The sequence below is a fragment of the Alicyclobacillus acidocaldarius subsp. acidocaldarius Tc-4-1 genome (assembly GCF_000219875.1).
GTDB classification, from domain to species: Bacteria; Bacillota; Bacilli; order Alicyclobacillales; family Alicyclobacillaceae; genus Alicyclobacillus; species Alicyclobacillus acidocaldarius_A.
On sequence record NC_017167.1, the window covers coordinates 2,793,253 to 2,812,450 of the forward strand.

The window sequence follows — 19,198 nt, forward strand, 5'->3', positions numbered from 1 at the left end:
GTGATGCCAAAAGCGGGGCCATCCTGGGATGAAACACCAGAGTCTGCGCTCGACGCTCCGAAGGACAGCCTGACGCACCCATCGTAGTCTTCCTGGGATTGGTCGTCAAGGTCTCCAACGCGCCACCGCCGTTCAATTTTGGCCCATCGAACGACGGATCCCTAGGAGCGAATACGCTTTCCTGTCCGTTTTTCATTTGTTATTCTATTTCATATGCGAATCAACCATTCCCAGCGCCAGGGAGGACCTCATGTCGCAACCTGTGACACATCCATTCGACCAAGCCACCGCGCTTTCCTATGACGGCCAGCGGTTTCACGGAGAAGTCAGAGGCGAGTATTACAACATGGTGGGGCCGTTCGGCGGCGTCACCGCGGCCACCATGCTCAAAGCCGCCATGTCCCATCCCGAGCGCCTCGGGCATCCGCTCGCATTGACCGTGAACTTTGCTGCGCCCGCCAAGGTGGCTCCGTTTGTCATCGAAGCGGTGCCGGTCCGCACGAACCGGTCAACGCAGCACTTCACGCTGACCATTACCCAGGATGGCGAAGTGGTCACAAGCGCCACGGCCGTGTTCGGCATTCGACGCGAATCCTTCTTCCATACCGAAGCCGTCATGCCCGATGTGCCCCCGCCTGGCGACGTGCCGAGATTCGTCGCGCCCGCGCCACTCCCGTGGATGCAATGGTACCACGTTCGCCTCATCCGAGGCTCGGCGTTCGACGACGTTCGGGACGCCACCACCTACCAGTGGATGCGCGACGACCCACCTCGCTCGCTCGATCACGCCGCGCTGGCCGCGCTCTGCGACACCTTTGTGCCGCGTGTCTACGTGAAGCTGAAGCGGCCTGTCCCCATCGGCACCGTGACGTTCACCGTGTACTTTCTCGCCGATCCGGAGACCATCTTCCGCCAAGGCACCAACGAGCTGCTCGGCGTCGCTCGCGCCACCGGCTTTTCGCACGGCTACTTCGACCAAATCGGCGAAGTGTGGTCACAAGATGGCGATCTCCTGGCGACGACCACGCAGCTCGTGTACATGAAGGCCCCCGTCAGCGGCTCTTCATGAGCAGCTCGATGGCCTCCTGGATGACGTGCTCCGCAGAACCCTTGCCGGCCAGCTCTTCGCGGATGCACTGCTCCATGTTCTCGCCGACGACATACATGATGACGCGATCGACCGCCGTGCGGATGGCCGTGAGCTGGTTCACGACCTCTTTGCAGCTCTTGCCCTGTTCCATCATGCCAATGACGCCGCGCACCTGGCCTTCGATGCGCTTCAGGCGGTTTTTCATCTGATCGTTGTATTCCATAGGAATCCCACCTTTGTCGCCACAATGTCGGATGGGCGGCCTCGCGTAAGCCGCCCTCAGTGGATCAAGATACTGATGTTATCGTACAACATGTAAAGTGCAACAAGCACGAGGATCGAGCCGAAGATGGTCTGAAGCAGCGACTTTCGGTTGCCCAATTTCGACGAGACGAGCGTACCGAAAAACCCTCCGGCGATCCCGCCGAGCACGTACAGCAGAAACACGTTCCACGCCACCAGTCCCGAGACCGCGTACGACACGGCCGTGGTGACGCCGAAGAGCCCCACCGACACGAGCGAACTCCCGATGGCGTCGATCATCTCCATCCCCGTGGCAAACATGAGTCCTGGGACAATCAAAAATCCGCCACCGATGCCAAAGAACCCGGACAACAGTCCTGTACCGCCGCCCGTGGCGAGCACCCGCCCCCATCGGAACCGTCCGGTCGGATCCGCGGCCGCAGTCTTCCCGTTTCCGCGCCGTGCCTGAATCAGCGTGCGAATCGCGATGGCGAGGATGAGAAGGGCGAACAAGAACAGAAGTGCCTTCCCGTCGAGCATCTTGCCGAAGATGGAGCCCACGACCGCCCCGATGGCGCCTGGGATGGCAAAGAAAATCGCGGGCTTCCATCGCACGTGGCCGTGCCGCCAGTGCGGGATCAGGTTGATCCACGCGTTCACTGCCACCGCGAGCGCGGTCGTCCCGATGACGATGTGGGCGTTGTGTATCCCCACCACATACAGGAGTAAAGGCACTGCGAGAATGGAACCGCCGCCGCCGATGAGGCCCAGCGTGAACCCGACGATCCCGCCACATGCGATGGCAAGCACAATTTGTAAGCCACTCAGCGCGACCATCGAGCTTCCCCCTCAAATCGAAGTTCTCCGCCCGGATCAATACCCATACAGCTCTGGGTATTGATCCGGACACAAAAGACCCCTGAGACGCTTGTCACGCTCAGCCGTGCACCGCGCAGCGGTTCGGGCCAATCTCCATCTCGCTCGCCTCGTCCGGGTTCGGCGTCAGCTTGCCCATGTTCGCCATCCGGATCTGCTGATACGCATTCGGCTGCGGCGGCAGGTTCTCCGTCACCGTCGTGAAGAATTCGCCCTCGTCCTGAATCTGAAGCCCCGGGTTCTTCTCGTAGAGCTCCGACAACGTGGCGCACACGCAGCCTTGCTCGTTCACCTCGGACGCCCACGCGTAGTGCGCCGGAAGCACCACGAGATGGCCGGGAAGCTGGCGATACGTCTCGTACAGCGTCCGCCGCAGATCCGGCGCGAACTCCTTTGCGCGCCCCGCGAGATCCGGGCGGCCAATGGAGCCCACAAACAGAATGTCTCCGGAGAGCAGGTACTGGCCATCCACCACGAGCGACGTGCTGCCCGGCGTGTGACCCGGAGAGTGAAGCGCCCGGATGGCAATGCGGCTGTCGCCAATGCGGATTTCATCGCCGTCGTTCAGCGGATGGTACGCGTACGTCACCTCGCTGGCATCGCCCGGCGGCAGATAGTACGCGGCCGAAGCTGCCTCCGCCAGCGCGCGCCCGCCCGAGATGTGATCCGCGTGCAAATGCGTGTCGATCACGGCGACAAGCTTCGCACCCTGCTCCTTCGCAAACTGCAGGTATACGTCGACGAACCGCGCTGGATCGACCACGGCCATCTCGCCGTTTGAGACGACGGCGTACGACAGACACCCCTTGCCGACGCGCAGGAACTGATACAGCGCGCCTCCAGCCACGTCCCCCACCTTCACCGGGTGCAGGTACTCGCTCCAGGCCCGCATGCCGCCCTGCAGATAGGCGACGCGCTGAAGCCCCGCCTTCACGAGCTCCTCCGCGACAAACTTGGACGACCCCTCTTTTGCGCACACCACGAGGATGTCCTTGTCTCGCGGAAGTTTTGGCAACAGCGCATCGACACCATCTAGCAGATCGAAATACGGCACGTTCATCGCCTCGATCCCGTCCCCCTCGATGCGCCAGTCCGCGAATGCGTCCTCGTTGCGCACGTCGAGGAGGAAGAACGGCTCGCGGCGAAGGATGCGATGATACACTTCTGCCGGTGTCCAAGCCGTCAACGTCAGTTCCATCATTCCTCCACCTCCGACTGCTCCACAGGCCCGTTCCACGCCGACATGCCAGGCACGACGTTTTTCACGCGCGTGAAGCCGTGATCGGCGAGAATCTGGCAGGCCATGTCGCTGCGATTGCCGGTGCGGCATACCACGTAGATGTCCTTGCCCTCGTACGCCTTCAGTTCGTCGATGCGGGCTTCGAGCGTTCCGAGCGGAATCAGCACAGCCCCCGGGATGTGGCCAAAGGCGTACTCCATCGGCTCGCGCACGTCAATCACGACCGCGTCGCCCTTCGACACGCGCTCCGCGAGCTCCTCATTCGACGCCACGTGTGGGTACTTCTTCTCGGGCTTCGCCTCGTCCGGCGCGGCCTTGCGGATGTAGTGGCGAAACACGCCATCCTTCTCCACCGTGCCAAGGTACTGATGGCCCGTGCGCGTCGCCCAGCTGCGGATGTCCGCGACGGAGCCGGGATCGGTCGCCAGCACCTCAAGCACCTGACCGGCCTCCATCTCGTCAATGGCCTTCTTGGTGCGGACCATCGGCATGGGGCACGAAAGCCCTTTGCAGTCAATCAGCTTGTCGACGGTGTACGCCTGCGTCTGCCCTGTAGAACTCATGCGTTGTTCATCCTCCTAGCAGTGTTGTGTGGATTCTCTATGCCATCGCCCGCCGAAACTGGCGTGGCGTCGTGTGCGAACCTTCAAAAAAGACAGAACTGAATCCAAGCCGCGCGAGCCGCCCGCGCGTGCTGCGCGGGCCGCGGCGGTGCACATGGGACAAAGCACGTTCAGAAGGTCACGGTGACGTCCGCGTCGTACGCGAAGTCGAGGAAGTTGACGGCCCCCGCGAACTCGACGCCGTCGATGAAATCCTCGGGCTTGAGGCCCATCACGTCGACGGTCATTTGGCAGGCGATGAGCCGGACGCCGCTCTCCTTGGCCATCTGAAGCATCTCCTGGATGGATGGCACGTTGTGCTTCTTGAAGTTCTCTGCAAACGGCTCGTTTTCCGGCTTAAATTTCAGCAGTTGCGCTGAATTTTTGTGGATGATGTTCAGACCTTCGAAGGTGAAGAAGATGGCAACCTCGGCGTCCGTGGCGACACCCGCCATGGCGATGTTCAGCACTTTGTAGGCCGTTTCGAGGCCGCCGTTCGATGCGATGATGGCGACTTTCTTCGACATGATGTTCCTCCCCAAATGGCTTCCACGTATTCAGCTCAACATCATCAAGCTCAACATGCGGCGGATGGCCCTCACTCAACCGGCCCGCGCCAGCCGAGCATGCCGCCCATCAGGTTCCACAGATTCGAATATCCCTGAGCCATCAAAAACTGGCATGCGCGCTCGCTGCGCGCCCCACTCCGGCAAACCATGACAGTCTCACGGTGCGGATCAATCTCCCGAAACCGCTCCTGCAACTGGCTGAGCGGAATATTCTTCGCGCCAGGAATCATCCCCGAAGCCACTTCTGCGGGTTCGCGGACGTCAATAATCTGTAACTTTTCCCCGCGCTTCAATCGCTCCTCCAGATCCTGAGCAAGGATTCCGCGCACTTGACTCATGTTCGTCACCTCCTCGTCCTATCGTACGCTTCCTTCGCCGCCGCATCCAGCGACGACCTCCTCACTTACGGTACGGGGTATAGTATAAATACAGCCTGCGCACCTGTCAATATACCCCCTTAGGTATATTTCAGCGATCGCGCGCATAGCTTGTATCATCCGACGGACAAGAAGAGAGGTGACGCGCGTGAATTGGGAGATGTTCGCCACGCTTCTCGCGATTGGATTCGCAGGCTCGGTATTGGCCGGGATGGTAGGCGTCGGAGGCGCCATCGTCAAGTATCCACTGCTTTTGTATCTGCCCCCACTGCTCGGCGTGGGCATATTCAGCGCGCATCAGGTAGCCGGTATAAGCTCGGTCCAGGTGATGTGCGCATCGCTCGCCGCCGTTTGGGCGTACCGGAAGTCGGGCTATCTGCACCGCCGCCTGATTGGAGACATGGGACTCGCCATGTTGGCTGGAAGTTTCGTGGGAGCTTACATGGCGCACTTTTATCCGGAGAGCGTCGTAAATCTTATCTATGCCCTGCTCGCGACCGCAGCAACGCTCATCATGCTGCGCCCGTCCGGCTCCGACGAACTGCGCGGCGACGTGGACGAGGTCGACTATCCGCGCCCACTCGCGGTAGGGCTCGGCGCATTGGTAGGCCTGTTTTCTGGCGTGGTGGGCTCCGCAGGCGCCTTTCTTCTGATGCCCATTCTGCTTGGCGTCCTGCGGATCCCGACGCGCGTGGCCATTGCGTCGTCCATCGCCATCACGTTTGTCGCTTCGCTCGGCGGTTTTGTGGGCAAGTGGGCTGCACACGAGGTGATGTGGGGGCCGGCGCTCGTTTTGGCTTGGGCGAGTGCCGTCGGGGCGCCGCTCGGGGCAAAGTTGGGCAAGCGCATGGACGCGCGCTGGTTGCGCTGGCTGCTTGCAGCGCTCATCGCCGCGACGTGTGTGCGGATCTGGTGGACCGTGTTGGCCGAATGAGCGCACCGAGCCCTGCGCTCGGCGGCGCAGGACCCGGTGGCCACAGCGAAACGTGAGGGTGCTTACTTCTGTGAATAGCAGGGTGCCCCCAAGCGGGACGCCACGCCTGCCTGCCGCGCGTGAGCGCGTCGATTTCGGCCGGGGAAACCACCCCCGCGCTCGACGCCAGCTTCGCCATCAGGTCACCTCTCGAGGACGGTTTGAAGCGGCATGTGCGCCACTTCTCCCGCGTAGAACAGCCCCATGCCGAAGTGACAGTTGACGCCGAGCGCGATCGGACCGAAGACGGGATCCGCAAACTCAATCCGCCAGAGCCCGCCCTTTCGCGCAGGAATCTCCTGGCGCGCGCCGTAGCGCAGTTTGCGGAACTTGCGGGCGTCGTACGATAGGCCGCCGAGCCGGATGTGGCCAAGCTCCTCGACGGACACAGGCTCCGGCAGCCCGCGGCGCCGCAGCTCCTCTCGGATCTGATCCGCCGGTCCAAACTTTGCGCCGCGCTTCTTCCAGTGCCACGGGTGCAGGTACGGCGTAACTGAGGTGAACACCCGCGAAGGGCGGAGGTAGCCGTCCGGAACGTCCAGGCTCCGGCCCTCCGCCGGGCGCTCCGCGTACGGCGGCGTGCGCCACAAGCCCTCGAGGTACAGCTGCCAGCGGCGCGGCCGACCCGGCCACCAGTCGGGAGTGTACAAGTAGCGCAGGCTTTCCAGCACGTCCACCAGCCCGTCCGAGAACGGATCGCCCTGATAGACGAGGACGTGATCGAGATAGCCGTCGAGGTCCTCGTCGGTGGGCAGGATGAACACGTGACGGTGGCCTTCCCGCAGCGGCTCCTTCGGGTTTTCCGGATCCTTTCCGGTGAGGGACGGCGGCACATCGCCGCGCTTAGCGGCAATCCCGACGAGCGCCGCGTGCATCGCCTCGCCGACGTCGAGGGCGTGAATGATGCGGGTCGGCACCGGGCTCACCAGCCGGAATCGCGCCACGTTGGAGGCCGGTCTGAGCGCCGAGATCCGGGGCGACGGAGCCGGATGCCTCAGATCGAGCTTCCGGCGCACGTACGTGACGTGTTCAGCGCCGAGCGGCAGATTGAGCCGTTCCGCCTCGAGCACGTCGGTGCCGAGGAGCAGCGCCTCGAAGAGCGTCTCGGCGGCCGCGAGGCTCGACTTGCGCGATCCCACCGCCCACCTTGCCCGAAGCCGCGGCCAATCGCTCGGCGCCACGGGGGCCAGGAGATCCACCAGCTCGCCCTCTGCGCGCTCGAGCATCTGCTCGGCCTCATCCGCCTCGACAGGAACCGCGTCGAACGCATCCGGCAACCGCTCGGCCACGGACGCCTCCACCCAGCTCTCCGCTCGCCCGAGGTACGGGATGATCGGCGCGAGGTGGCGGAGGAGCGCGTCGGCCTCCTCCGCGAGCTCAACCTTCGGCCAGTACACGCCGAGCGGCGCGTCCGGCTCGACGCGGAGGAAGGCGTCGTGGACGAGCGTCGTCCTGCCTCCCGCGACGGGCATGTAGTGCTTGGTATGCGTGTGGACCGCGTCCGGCAGCGAGTACATCGGCTTCTCCGAAGCGAGCGCCTCCACGAGCTGCCTGAGGGCGGCCTCGCCGTAGCGCGCCGACGCGCTGTATCGGTAGTACACCCCGATGAGCGCCCGGAGGATGCGCCACGGCGAGGGCGGCCACTCGACGTCCGCCTCGTTGACGTGCCGCCCCCATGGCGTCGCGTGGAACTTTCCCGCGACAAAGCGAAACTCGATTCCAACCACGTGGCCACTTCCCTTGTGTGGTATAGCGATCACTTCTTGACTTCGTAGCGGACGCGCAGGTCGTCCGCCGACAACGCGCCCTCGGCGCGCAGCCGCTCGATGAGGCCGGGCAGCTCGCGGTCGATCTCCTCCGCCTGGGGCAGTACGAACCCGCTCGGCCGGAGCACCTCCACCTGCTCGACGTCAAAGTCGCAGGCCGTGCGCAGGCGCAGGCCCTCGGCGAGGAAATGCTGGATCTTGTACAGTCCGAACAGGACAAGGAACGTCTCCGCAAGCGAGCCTAGGCCGTACGAGCGCAGGAGGGCGAGATCGAAGACGAAGTAGGCGTAGATCCGCCGCGCCACGTACTCGTCGCGGTGGAACGGCACGTTGCCGAAGCCCTGGGATGCGTCTCCCTTCGGATCGACGCGGTCGTTTTTCACGCCGCCGCTCGGCGCGACCCGCGCGTCCTCGGCCTCGATAAACGCGGACAGCATGCGCGTGAGCCGCAGGCGACCACCCGCGAGGTCCTTCTTGGCGAGGAACAGTCCGTGGAGGACCGAGTTCGGATCGTACTTGAACACTGTCCGCGCTAGCTTGGGCACGTCGACCGGCTGGGCGTCGCTTCGCAGCCCGAGCTCACGCTTCAGGAGCTGCGCCACCGTGGTGTCCTTGCCCTCAAGGATGTAGGGCGAATTCAGCCGGTGTGCCTCGAGCACGGAGTTGGTGAGGAACGCGCCGTTCTGGTCGTACACGTCCACCCGCGGCAGCCCCTTGAGCGGCGCGCGCCAGTCGTTGGCGGCGTCGTCCCAGCACACCTTCTCCATGCGGTTCGCCATGCTCTGCGGCGACTCGACGAGCAGCATCCGGTACAGCTCGCGCGGGTGATCATACTCGGCCGCGCCGAGATCGGGGAAGCCGGTGGGCTGGAAACGAGTTCCGGCGACAGGTTTGAGCTCCGCCCGCACGAGCAGACGGGGCGCGGTGTTCAGCAAATCGAGCGAGATGGCCATGGGCAAAACTCCTTCCTCACGAGTGCGTGGTGGCTTCGGTCGCCGCTTCGGTCGCGGCGGGATCGTCCTTCGGCCACAGGCGGGCCGCGATGGAGGCGAGAGACGAACGGTCAATCGGCACGACCGCCGAGGCGAGCACCCGGCGCGGGGACAGGCCGAAGGTGTCGGTGCCACGGTGCTTGATGGCGAGGCCGCTCGCGATGAACCGGCGCTCGAGGATCTCCCGCGCCCGGACGGCGTCCGACGGGCGATCCGTCCCGAGCAGCGCAAACACATCGCGCGGCACGGGGAGCACAAAGTCGTCGGCGATGGACGGCGGCTGGCCCAGGTTGCGGCCCGCGAGGCGAGTGAACGCATTCCGGAGCTCGCCGTCGGACGTGAGCGCGATGCGAAGAAGCGCGTACAGATACGGCACCCAGTCGGGCGTCCTGCGCGCGGGCAGGCGGGATGCGAGATTCGGCGCGCTGCCCTGGTAGGCCGAGAGCGCCCACGCGTAGTCGAGGATGCGCGCGTCGCGCGTCCGGCCGAGCCAGAACGGCACGAGGTGCTCGAGCCGCGCCGCAAAGCCCCTTTCACGGCTGTGAAAGCCGAGTTTGCCCCGCTTATCCAAAGGTCCTGACGCCTCTCCTTCGGAGTGGTTTTGGCTCGCGCGCTCCTCGTCCAGCAAGCGGCGTTTCGCGAGCAGAATGGCGCCGCGGACGAAGTCTGGGCTATCGAAAGCGAGGCGGACGCGCGCGGCCGCCATGTCGTCCGCCCACTGCCGCGCGCTCGCCCCTCCGCCCTTCACCGGCGCGAAATACTGGCGGTGGCTCACCTTGTCGACGTTCTCCATTGTGGCGAGGGCGAGCGCGATGGCGAACTCCGCCTGTTCCCTGCTCTCCTCAGGCCATGCGCGCTCAATCCACGACGGGGATCGCAGGACGAGCGGCTCGATCCGATCCCGGAGATCCGATCTCATCGACACCGTTCGATCCAACTGACCCACGGCCACGAGCAGCTCGCGCACCCGGTGGCTGCCGCCGTGCTGGCACAGATCGAAGATGGCGTCCTTGACCCTGCGCAGCGCCGACAGCGCGGCGGCGGGCGGTTCCTTCATGGATGGCAGCCCTTGGACCTGCGAGAGCCAGCGGTCGACATCGTCCAGCACGTCCGCCTCGGGCCGGCGCCGGACGTGAAACCGGCTGAGCGGCACGGCGTAGTACATCTTGCCGAAGCGCACGAGGAACGCGTAGCGCTGGAAGCTATCGATCCCGCGATCGATCCCGAGGTTCGCGCACGCCCGGGCGAAATCGAGGCCCGTGCGCGCGGGCCGCCAGCCGACCTGCGCTCGCCCTTCCTGGAAGAATTGCTCCAGCTCCTCAAGCGACACGGGCTGTTTCCAGAGCGGCAGCCACATCTCCGCCCGGGCCCGCTGTCCTTCGTCCGCGGTGCTCATGGCGCCTTGACCGCCCGCGGTGGCCCGGACCGTGAACGGATACGAGAAGTCGACGTGCTGACTGCCGAGCCTCCGCGACGCCGCGGCGGAAAACAGCTCCCCGCCCTCCATGGCGAAGATGAAGTCCCAAGGATTGACGCGGCGCCCGGCCTCGAAGCCCGGCCCGGCGTTGGGGCCGCCGTTTTGGCTGGGTTGAAACTGCCCGATGGACACGTTAAACAGGCCGTTCACCGGTTCCTCGAAGAGCGCCGCGCGCAGCAGCCGCTCGGTGGACGGAGCGGGCGATCCGTCCGGCTGAAACAGCTCGGACAGACGCTGCATAAAGTTGTTGGTAAATTCGAAGTTGCCGTCGTTACCGCCGGTGCCGTAAAGCGGGGCGAGGCCCAGCCTGTCGGTCGTGATGGCCGCGACGGCGTCCAGCCATTCGACGGCCTCGTCCGGCAGCTCCGCCCTCAGCCTGGCGAGCAGCTCGACCTTGTCCTCGTCCTTCGGTTTATCGGAGAGTGGCGCATCGGCAAAGAGGCGGTCCACCACGCGCAGCGCCGCTCGGTACGGCTCAAACCGCGCACCGGTCGACTTCCTCAGCCAATCGACGGGCTCCGCGTTCTTGCCCCCAATAAAACCTCCGCCCCCGTTCCACGGCGCCATGATGGGCGTGGGCCGGTATTCGCGCAGGAAGAATTCGACGAGATCGGCCTCCGAAAGCTCAGTCTGCAGGCAGAAGACGTCGTGCTGCCAATAGCTGCGGAGGTCAGGGTCCTTCTGCTCCGCGACGAGTCGCATCACCGCGATGGCCTTGAGGTACCCGGCGATGGGCACGGGCCGACAGCCGAATAGGCGAATTTCACGTTTCACGCTTCTACACCCCCCTCCCTGCGGGACGCGCGGCTGTCGGCCACGCGGAGGAGCGCCTCGTACCAGGCGAGCCGGAACGGGCCGTACGCCTCGAGCAGCCGCTGAACGCCGTGCACCCAGCTTTCGCGCCCTGCCTCGTCCCGCCCCATGCGCATCACGGAGAGGCTCAGCAAGGCCTCCGGCCAGCTGCCCTCGCTGGAAACAGCGTAGGCAGGAAGCTGGTCTCCCTCCCAGACGCCGCGGGCAAACAGCCGGCCGTCCTCGGGGGCCCGCTCGCGCGCGCTGGCGCGGATCTGGCCGCGGATCTTGCCGTGGTGTGCGGCGATGAGGTAGGCGACGAGGCGAGTGCGGAGATGGTTCGCCTCCTCGGGCGGAACCTGCTCCAAGTAGGCGAGCCCCGAGGCGAGCTCGTGCCGGAAGCCGCGGATGGAGCGGATTTGGCCCGCCTGAGCCTTGTTCCCCGCGTTCGCCGCAGCCCGGTCCTCGCCCTGGCCCTCGGCGCCTCCCCACACGCCACCGTGGTCACCTTCCTGTCCAGCGGCTGCCTCCGCCGAGGACTGCCTGTCCTCGCGCAGACACACCTGTGGATAGCTCCTGAGTCCGGCGCGCCCGCCGCTTTTCGCGAGCATCGGGATCTCGTCAGGCGGATACACCGGGCTTTGGCCCGGGCCTTGGGAGCCGTACTTCTCCCGATACGCCTCCTCCCCAAGCGCGGCGAGGCGGAGCTTCGCCTGAAAGAGCGGGTGGCGCTTGCCCGAGTCGTGCCAGAACGCGGCCTCGCGCAGGACTTCGGCGATCTCGTCGCTCCCCGCGAGCGGCCTCAGCGCCTCGGCCTCCCGCATGACGTCGAGCGTGTGTTCCTCGAGCGTCACCGGCCGACCCGGGGACGGGCCGTTGTCCTCCTCGCCGTCCTCCGCGTCAACCTCTCCCGGCCCGCGCGCCTCCACGGGATTCGGCACGGTGGACCAGAGGTCCGGGTCGAAGCCAAGGTCCGGGCTGTATCCGCCGTCCTCCGCCCGCAGGAGGTAGAGCCGGCCCGGGAACACCCGCTGCTCCTTCACTTCTTCGAAGCGGCCTATGAGCGAGTTCCAGATGTAGGCGACGCGCGTCTGCTCAGCGCCCCGAACCTTGCGCTTCTTTTTGAGGTACTCCTGCAGCCTGGACATGGGAACCCGGCAGACGTCCTCGTCCGCCACCGCACGCAGCGCATCGGGCGGCGCGTCCCCCGTCCACTCGCCCCAGTACACCGACACCGTGCGGTCTTCAATCTCGCGGATGAACGGCGACACGTCGATGTCGTTGCCGCCGAGATCCGGCGTGGTGTCAAACAGTTGAAGCAGATCTCGCCGCCGCAGCACTCGCTGATACGTCAAGGGGTCGATCTCGCCGGGCAAGCGGCTCGGCCCGACGTCCTCGAGCCGCTCGAGCTGCGCGCGGGCGCGATCGAGATCGGCCGGGTGGTACGGCTCATAGGCAACCTTGCTGTCCCTGGCGATGTCGATCCAGAACGCCCTGGCGGCCTCTCGAGTGCCGGTGCGGTTCAGACGCCCAAACCGCTGGATCAGGCTCGACCACGGCGCGAGTTCGGTGACGAGCGCCGTCGCGTCGAGGTCCATGCCCGCCTCCACCACCTGCGTGGCGACGAGGATGGCGCGCGTGTCGCCAAGGGATCGCGCTTGCTCCGCCAACCAGGCCCGATCCCGCGCGCGAAACTGGCCGTGCGCCAGCCGGACGTCCTCTTCGGGGGCAGCCCGCTTCAGTGCCTGGTACACGACCTGAGCGCGATCGACGCGGTTGAGGATGACGAGCGTGAGACCGTCCGCCGGACGCCTGCCGAGCAGCCACTCGGCAAGCTTTTTCGCGTATGCTTCCGGCTTTTTCGAGGCCTCGTCGTCGAGGATGACCGGGCAACGCTCGAGCGGCTTGCGCGCGACGAGCCGCGCACGCAGCGCCTCGCGGTCCGCGTCATCGAGCTCCCAGACCTCCAGCTCCCGGCCTGCCTCGCGCAGATCGACCGTCTGCAGCCACTCCGGCGAGGCGGTCGCCGACATCCAAAGTGTGTGCGCGGGGCCGTGGGTGCCGAACCGCTCGCGGAACGCTTGCAGCTGCGCCGTCGTGGCGAGGCCGTCGCCGAACAACTGGACCTCGTCGACCACCCACTGGACGTCGTTGTGGAGAAGGGCGAACTGCAGCGGCCAGCGGAACCGGCTCACGCCGCCGTAGCCGCGATTTAACGCCCGCGACAGGATCTGATCCTGCGTCCCGACGATGATCCAGGACTTATCCGGCTCGAGGTCCCAGGCGTGATCGATGGATCCACCCATGAGCACCGACAGGCCGACGTCACCTTCGAGGCCGAGTGCGGCGAGCCACGCGCGGGCGGTCTCCGCCGTCTGCGCGACCAGCGAGCGCTGGGGCAGAACGTAGACCAGCCTTCGACCAGTGCGCTGCTCCATCTCATCTCCGCCGTGCAGCCGGCGCCAGAGCCACGCGAGGATGACGCCGGTCTTCCCCGCCCCAGTCGGGATGCGGAGGAGGTCCGGCCAGGTAGAGGCCGTGGCGATCCGGCTCTGCCAGGGGTAGGGTGGAGAGCCGGTGGCTCGGATGAAAAATTCAGAGAAATCCATGTGCGTCACCTTCTCAACGGCATCTCAATTAGAATGAGCGCTGATTTTAGAGATACAACTTCGCTGCGATGGTTCCAACACCCCCACTAAACCGGAAGAGTCAAGGTTCTTGGAACTGCATACCGATTGATTTTTAAACGAGTCATGGTGCATAATGAGGTGGCAAGGGGAGAGCGGGCTATCAGCGAGGACCCCTGACCCATTGAATCCCGCTGACAGCCTGTACGCTCAATTCAGACGCCCCCACTGTCGCAACCAGCGACGGATAGTGACTCGAGCGACGTCTAAATTGCACGAGATCACTAGAACATTTGAATTATGACCATGCCTCCTTTCTGCGATTATGATAGCATCCCGGTTTCGGTTTTGCAAGCTTCGTTAGATTTACATGAGTCTAATTGTTTAAAACGAATCCCTTCGCAACATGATTGAGCCTCGAGACCCTCGGGCTGTATGAAGTCCGATGCGAAATGACACCAATCATCATTAAGGTGCAAGACGCGTCTTAGGGACCTCCCCAACAGCGACGCGTCACACCGACTTACATTAATTCCCATGTTGTGAATACGCCCGCAGGTGGGTACGATATATATTGAGAGGTCGGGCCCCATTGAAGCGGTAGTTTTACTTGAGTTTTGCATGAATTTTAACTTAACCTTCTTCCCGACCTCTCTCACTCACGTTTAACACTCTCCTATTCGACACTACACCGTCCAGGGCCCGTTGAGATCGAGCCCAAGATTTCGCCCCAGCACGAGCAGGCTGCTCTTCGTGAAGTCCTGCGTCCGATAGATGCGCACACTGTCCTCGTCCCTCCGAATGATGGCTCCGAGCCGGTGCACGAGCTCCACGTACCGCAGCTCGTCGAGCACGCACTCGAAGACCGACTTCTGGACGCGCTGGCCGTAACCCTCGCACGCCTGCGCGACGCGGCGCAAGCGCCTTTGCCCCTCCCGGGTGTCTGTGGCGACGTCGTACGTGACAATGTAGTACACGCCCCATTCCCTCCTAACCCCGATACAGAAACGGCGTGTAGCCGGGGCCTTGCGACCGGATGGCGCGAGCGAGCATTCTCGCCTGCACGTCCAGCAGCCGGCCGTAGGTCACCGGCTGCTTCAACAGCGGGTGCTCGATTTCCGCCTGCTTCCTTCGATCCCACTCCGCAAACACGGCCCTGCGGCCGGCCTCGCCGAGCTCGATGGCGCCGCCCGGCAGGACCTCGAAGTCGGAGGGCTGGAGCTGGCGGCGGTTGAAGAGCGACAGCATGACGCGATCGGCCAGGATGGGTCGCATCTCCTCGATGAGGTCGAGCGCGAGCGACGGGCGGCCCGGGCGCAGGGTGTGCAGAAAGCCGATCTGCGGATCCAGCCCCACCCCGAGCAGCGCGCTCTCCGCGTCGCGGGTGAGCATGGTGTAGAGGAAGGACAGGACGGCGTTGACGGGATCGCGCGGGGGACGGCGGTTGCGGCCGTCGAACGTCAGGACCTCCCGCACGCTCGAGACGAGCAGGTGACGGAGAGCCGCGAAATAGCGACGAGCGGTCACGCCCTCGATGCCACGCACCTCATCGGGGTGGGACGCGGATGGCAACTTGCGGAGTTCGCGGGCGAGATCGTCGGCGGCGGCGCGGGCGGCGGCGCGATCGGCGGGGTCGGCGAGATCGCGCGAAGCCTTGAGCAGAAGTTGGCGCTGGTTATGGACTTTCCCGGCGACGATGGCGCGCATGATGGCGAGCGACTTCTCGGGGGAGCGGGCAGCCTCGTATTGGGCAGCGCGGAGGAGGACGTTGCCGGACAGCCTGCCCTCAATCCGATACAGGAAGCGCCCGCCGCGGGTCATGCGGACGACGGATCGGCCGTCGGCGGCGCAGCGCTCAAGCAGCGGGCTGGTGAACGACACGCGGCCGATGCCGACGATGGACTCAATCATGTGCAAAGGCACGCGCAGGAGCGTCTCGCCCTCCAGCGTGACGAGCACGGTGTCCTGGTGGATGCGCACCACGGCGCCGTCGCGCTGCACGAACAGCGTCTTCAGCATCACAGGCGGCATGAGGTCTCACCTCCGAGATCTTGCTCAATGGCCCGCCAGAACGAGGCGTCCGATCGCAGCTTGGACCAATGCGGCAGACAAACCGGTTGAAGCGAGCAGCGCAGGCAGCGGCGATCCGCCACGGGCGGCGGCACCTCGTTCCGCAGGAACATCTCGCGGACACGTGCGATCACGCCGAGAGTCAGCGCGCGGAGCGCATCGTCGACGATCACGCGCGATCGCCGGTGGCTGTGGATGTGGAAGATGGCTCCTTCGGGGACGGGAGTGTCGAACATCTCCTCAAGGCAGAGGGCCTGAGCACAAAGCTGAACCTGCTGCGAACGGCTGCGACGCGCCTTGCCGTGCTTGAACTCGATGGGATAGGGCGTCTCACCGTGCAACTCGACGGCGTCGCAGCGGCCGATCAGGCCGAGGCGCTCCGACCAGACGCGCATCCCGGTGATGACCTTGTGCCCCCTGGAGGAGAACACGTGATCCTCGTCCACGCGCTGGTGCAGAAAATGGCCGTTTGTCGTTAGTTCGTTCTCCAGAAACGTCTGCTCCACGTGGATGAGAGCGCACTGGCGTGGGCAATACGCGTAGTGTTGCAGCGCGGAGACAGGAATGAGCCAGTCGTCATCCATGGCGGGTTCCTCCCTTGGTTGCTTGGTGACGTTCTCGCGATGCTCTTCGTAGAGGTGATAGATTCAGGATGGACGGACGGAGAGCGAGGTATACGGGGTTCGCGATGTACGTGTGCGGCGACGAGCGCGGCGCCAGGGGCCGCCGAACTGCGGGGGCGTTTGGACGCGGCGTGGGGGACGATGGGGATGGGACGCTGGTGGCAAGGGTCAAGAACTGCTCACTGAATGATGGACAATCATGTACATTTAGTGTATTTTATTTCTATGAAACTCAGTGATTGGGCAAGAAAGAACGGAATTACGTACAAGACCGCCTGGCGTTGGGTCAAAGAAGGCCGGATGCCCGTGCCTTTTGAGCAAACTCCTTCGGGCACCATCCTTGTTCGCGAACCCGAGTCTTCCACGGCGAATGCCGTGGCCTTGTATGCGCGCGTGTCAAGCGCCGACCAAAAAGACGATTTGGATCGCCAAATCGCACGGCTCATGGAATTTGCAACGGAACAGAAGCTTGTCGTGTTCAAGGCGGTTACGGAAATTGGTTCGGGACTCAACGGACATCGACCTAAGCTCATGAAACTACTGTCCAATCCAGATGCGCATACGATTGTGGTGGAGCATCGAGATCGGCTCATGCGGTTCGGGTTTGAATACGTCGAGGCGGCTTTGGCGGCTCAAGGCCGACGAATCCTCGTCGTGGAGCCAGGCGAGGTCAAGGACGACTTGGTGCAAGACATGATCGAAGTCCTCACGTCGTTTTGCGCGCGGTTGTACGGGCGACGTTCCGCTCGTCACCGCGCCAAGCGCGCTTTGGAGGTTTTCAAACGTGAAGATTCATCGGGCGTATCGGTATGAGTTGGCGCCGAATCGGATGCAACGGAGCCTGCTTGCCAAGCACGCAGGTGCGGCCCGATTTGCGTACAATTGGGGGCTTGCCAGACGCATCGCGCTCTATGAAGAGACGGGGCAAAGCACGAACGCCATCGAACAGCATCGGGAACTCAACCGCCTGAAGAAAACCGACTTCCCGTGGATGTACGAGGTCTCCAAATGCGCCCCGCAGGAAGCGCTGCGGGACTTGGATCGCGCGTTTCAACACTTTTTTCGCGGGTTGAAGGAGGGACGCAGGGTCGGATTCCCTCGCTTCAAGAAAAAAGGGCGCGACGATTCATTTCGCCTGACGGGTTCGATTCGCGTCTTGGACAACGCCATACAACTGCCTCGGCTCGGGCGGATTCGGCTGAAAGAAAAACCGCATGTCGAAGGCCGAATCCTGTCGGCGACGGTCAAGCGGGAGGCGGACCGATGGTATGTGAGTTTGTCGGCAGAAACGGAGATTCCGGACCCTGTTCCACCTTCGGGCGAGCCGGTGGATGTGGATCTGGGGGTCTCGTGGTTTTTGACGTTGTCTGACGGGACGAAAATCGAGGCGCCAAAGCCGCTCGCCCGATACCTTCGCCGCTTAAGGCGGTTATCGAAGCGGCATAGCCGAAAGAAACCAGGCTCGCGAAATCGGCGGAAGTCGGCGCTGGCGCTTGCTCGGCTGCACCGGAAGATCCGCAACATACGTCAGGACTTTTTGCACAAAGTGACGACGGAGCTCGCGAAAACCAAGCGAGTGATCGTCATCGAAGACCTGCATGTGCGAGGCATGGTGCAGAATCGAGCGTTGGCGCGAGCCATTTCGGACGTGGGTTTTGGCGAGTTTCGACGAATGCTAACGTACAAGTGTACGTGGTACGGCTCGGAACTCATCGTGGCACCACGGTTTTACGCGAGCAGCAAGACGTGCTCGGCGTGCGGGTACGTGATAAGCGAGCTGCCATTGTCGGTGCGGGAGTGGACGTGCCCGGCGTGCAGCACGCGGCATGACCGCGACATCAACGCAGCGAAAAATCTTTTGAGAATTGGTACCGCGAGTTCCGCGGGAAGTGACGCCTGTGGAGATCCCTCTGGCGGGGCGGCCTTGGGCTGCTAGTCATGGGTCGTGGAAGCAGGAAGCGAGAAGTGGACATTTGTCCATGAATTGCAGAACGGGACGCTTTGCAGCTTATCGGGAAGCAGGGGGCGTCAGCGTGAGCGCGGGATCGATTCGATGGTAACAAACGTTTGCGCGCGCCGAGGGCGGCCTCAAACCGCCCGTTGACGGGATAGCAATCGCGAACAGGGCATCGAAGCCTTCGAGCACGGGAACTGGCGTGGATGGGCCCTGTGTGGGTGCGGCCTTGTACAACACCACGGGGGCATCGTCAGTGAAGGCGGTGAAGAGACTAAGTTCATAAAGGGTGCGTTGCGCGAACCTGGATCGATGGCGAAAGCCCTGGGGGTTCGCGTTTTCCGCAAAAGGCGCGCCAGATCTGGACTTTTCGGAGATGAGGCGGTATGATGGGGGCATGGAAAGCGGGCGAAAACAGGGCTTTCTGGAGAGGTTCGCGTTTTTGCCCCGGGAAGCCGCGCCTGACGCGGGCTCAGAAGCGTAGCGTTGTTCCGCCGAGATCGTCGGCGGCCCCATTGAAGCGATAGCCCGGATGAGGCCCTGATGTGGCCCGCCAAGTTGTTCCGCCGAGATCGTCGGCGGCCCCATTGAAGCCACTTCCGCAAACCGCGTCTGCTCATAGCTCGTGTCGTTGTTCCGCCGAGATCGTCGGCGGCCCCATTGAAGCCCCACAAGCAAATAAATCTTGCAATTTCATTTCGAGAGTTGTTCCGCCGAGATCGTCGGCGGCCCCATTGAAGCTGGATCATGCCCCAGGAAGTCCCGCAGACAATTCCGTTGTTCCGCCGAGATCGTCGGCGGCCCCATTGAAGCACCCACTTTGATGTGATGTCGTCACAACTGACTGTGCGTTGTTCCGCCGAGATCGTCGGCGGCCCCATTGAAGCCACATGTTTGTGTAGACAGAATACTGGTCGGTATTGATGT

At 63.8% G+C, this 19,198-nt stretch carries 17 protein-coding genes and 1 CRISPR repeat array (1 of these 18 cut by a window edge); of the genes, 4 read left to right on the forward strand and 13 right to left on the reverse strand.

The window, feature by feature from the left end; translation table 11 throughout:
- Nucleotides 1–262: 262 nt before the first annotated feature.
- Nucleotides 263–1,069, forward strand: coding sequence for an acyl-CoA thioesterase (locus tag TC41_RS13615; RefSeq protein ID WP_237699963.1), 807 nt, complete (start codon nucleotides 263–265; stop codon nucleotides 1,067–1,069).
- Here the strand turns inward: TC41_RS13615 and TC41_RS13620 are convergent.
- The 6 genes from TC41_RS13620 to TC41_RS13645 all read right to left on the reverse strand — a co-directional run bounded on the left by TC41_RS13620 (nucleotide 1,053) and on the right by TC41_RS13645 (nucleotide 4,958).
- Nucleotides 1,053–1,313, reverse strand: coding sequence for a metal-sensitive transcriptional regulator (locus tag TC41_RS13620; protein WP_008339346.1), 261 nt, complete (start codon nucleotides 1,311–1,313; stop codon nucleotides 1,053–1,055). The genes TC41_RS13615 and TC41_RS13620 overlap by 17 nt on opposite strands.
- Before the next feature lie 56 nt (nucleotides 1,314–1,369).
- Entirely contained in the window at nucleotides 1,370–2,170 is an 801-nt protein-coding gene (locus TC41_RS13625; protein WP_014465654.1) for a sulfite exporter TauE/SafE family protein, read from the reverse strand.
- Between the two features lie 100 nt (nucleotides 2,171–2,270).
- Nucleotides 2,271–3,410 (reverse strand): MBL fold metallo-hydrolase, encoded by a 1,140-nt coding sequence (locus TC41_RS13630; RefSeq protein ID WP_014465655.1) that lies wholly within the window; start codon nucleotides 3,408–3,410, stop codon nucleotides 2,271–2,273.
- Entirely contained in the window at nucleotides 3,407–4,012 is a 606-nt protein-coding gene (locus tag TC41_RS13635) for a sulfurtransferase TusA family protein (protein ID WP_014465656.1), read from the reverse strand. Before TC41_RS13635 ends, TC41_RS13630 begins: the two co-directional genes overlap by 4 nt.
- A 170-nt stretch (nucleotides 4,013–4,182) precedes the next feature.
- Nucleotides 4,183–4,578, reverse strand: a complete 396-nt coding sequence (locus TC41_RS13640) for a DsrE/DsrF/DrsH-like family protein (protein WP_012811880.1) — start codon at nucleotides 4,576–4,578, stop codon at nucleotides 4,183–4,185.
- 71 nt (nucleotides 4,579–4,649) lie between these two features.
- Nucleotides 4,650–4,958: a rhodanese-like domain-containing protein gene (locus TC41_RS13645; RefSeq protein ID WP_041695498.1), complete on the reverse strand. Its 309-nt coding sequence runs from the start codon at nucleotides 4,956–4,958 to the stop codon at nucleotides 4,650–4,652.
- Nucleotides 4,959–5,145: 187 nt separating this feature from the next.
- Here TC41_RS13645 and TC41_RS13650 point away from each other — a divergent pair, with 187 nt between their 5' ends.
- On the forward strand, nucleotides 5,146–5,931 hold the full coding sequence (locus TC41_RS13650; protein ID WP_193352809.1) for a sulfite exporter TauE/SafE family protein: 786 nt from the start codon (nucleotides 5,146–5,148) through the stop codon (nucleotides 5,929–5,931).
- Nucleotides 5,932–6,113: 182 nt separating this feature from the next.
- Here the strand turns inward: TC41_RS13650 and csb2 are convergent, their stop codons facing one another.
- The 7 genes from csb2 to cas4 all read right to left on the reverse strand — a co-directional run bounded on the left by csb2 (nucleotide 6,114) and on the right by cas4 (nucleotide 16,278).
- Complete coding sequence (gene csb2, locus TC41_RS13655) at nucleotides 6,114–7,697, reverse strand: type I-G CRISPR-associated protein Csb2 (RefSeq protein ID WP_014465659.1); 1,584 nt, start codon at nucleotides 7,695–7,697, stop codon at nucleotides 6,114–6,116.
- 29 nt (nucleotides 7,698–7,726) lie between these two features.
- Nucleotides 7,727–8,689: a type I-G CRISPR-associated RAMP protein Csb1/Cas7g gene (gene cas7g / locus TC41_RS13660; protein WP_014465660.1), complete on the reverse strand. Its 963-nt coding sequence runs from the start codon at nucleotides 8,687–8,689 to the stop codon at nucleotides 7,727–7,729.
- A gap of 16 nt (nucleotides 8,690–8,705) precedes the next feature.
- Complete coding sequence (gene cas8g1 / locus TC41_RS13665; protein WP_014465661.1) at nucleotides 8,706–10,979, reverse strand: type I-G CRISPR-associated protein Cas8g1/Csx17; 2,274 nt, start codon at nucleotides 10,977–10,979, stop codon at nucleotides 8,706–8,708.
- Nucleotides 10,976–13,606: a type I-G CRISPR-associated helicase/endonuclease Cas3g gene (cas3g, locus tag TC41_RS13670; protein ID WP_041695500.1), complete on the reverse strand. Its 2,631-nt coding sequence runs from the start codon at nucleotides 13,604–13,606 to the stop codon at nucleotides 10,976–10,978. Before cas3g ends, cas8g1 begins: the two co-directional genes overlap by 4 nt.
- A 704-nt stretch (nucleotides 13,607–14,310) precedes the next feature.
- On the reverse strand, nucleotides 14,311–14,601 hold the full coding sequence (gene cas2 / locus TC41_RS13675; RefSeq protein ID WP_014465663.1) for a CRISPR-associated endonuclease Cas2: 291 nt from the start codon (nucleotides 14,599–14,601) through the stop codon (nucleotides 14,311–14,313).
- 13 nt (nucleotides 14,602–14,614) lie between these two features.
- On the reverse strand, nucleotides 14,615–15,655 hold the full coding sequence (gene cas1c, locus TC41_RS13680; RefSeq protein ID WP_014465664.1) for a type I-C CRISPR-associated endonuclease Cas1c: 1,041 nt from the start codon (nucleotides 15,653–15,655) through the stop codon (nucleotides 14,615–14,617).
- Nucleotides 15,643–16,278 (reverse strand): CRISPR-associated protein Cas4, encoded by a 636-nt coding sequence (gene cas4 / locus TC41_RS13685; RefSeq protein WP_014465665.1) that lies wholly within the window; start codon nucleotides 16,276–16,278, stop codon nucleotides 15,643–15,645. The genes cas1c and cas4 overlap by 13 nt, the downstream gene beginning before the upstream one ends.
- 264 nt (nucleotides 16,279–16,542) lie before the next feature.
- Here cas4 and TC41_RS13690 point away from each other — a divergent pair, with 264 nt between their 5' ends.
- Both TC41_RS13690 and TC41_RS13695 read left to right on the forward strand, forming a co-directional pair.
- Nucleotides 16,543–17,130 (forward strand): IS607 family transposase, encoded by a 588-nt coding sequence (locus TC41_RS13690; RefSeq protein WP_014465667.1) that lies wholly within the window; start codon nucleotides 16,543–16,545, stop codon nucleotides 17,128–17,130.
- Nucleotides 17,102–18,253, forward strand: a complete 1,152-nt coding sequence (locus TC41_RS13695) for an RNA-guided endonuclease InsQ/TnpB family protein (protein WP_014465668.1) — start codon at nucleotides 17,102–17,104, stop codon at nucleotides 18,251–18,253. The genes TC41_RS13690 and TC41_RS13695 overlap by 29 nt, the downstream gene beginning before the upstream one ends.
- A gap of 503 nt (nucleotides 18,254–18,756) precedes the next feature.
- Nucleotides 18,757–19,198: direct repeats of the CRISPR family, unit length 37 nt; unit sequence GTTGTTCCGCCGAGATCGTCGGCGGCCCCATTGAAGC (it continues 178 nt past the right edge of the window).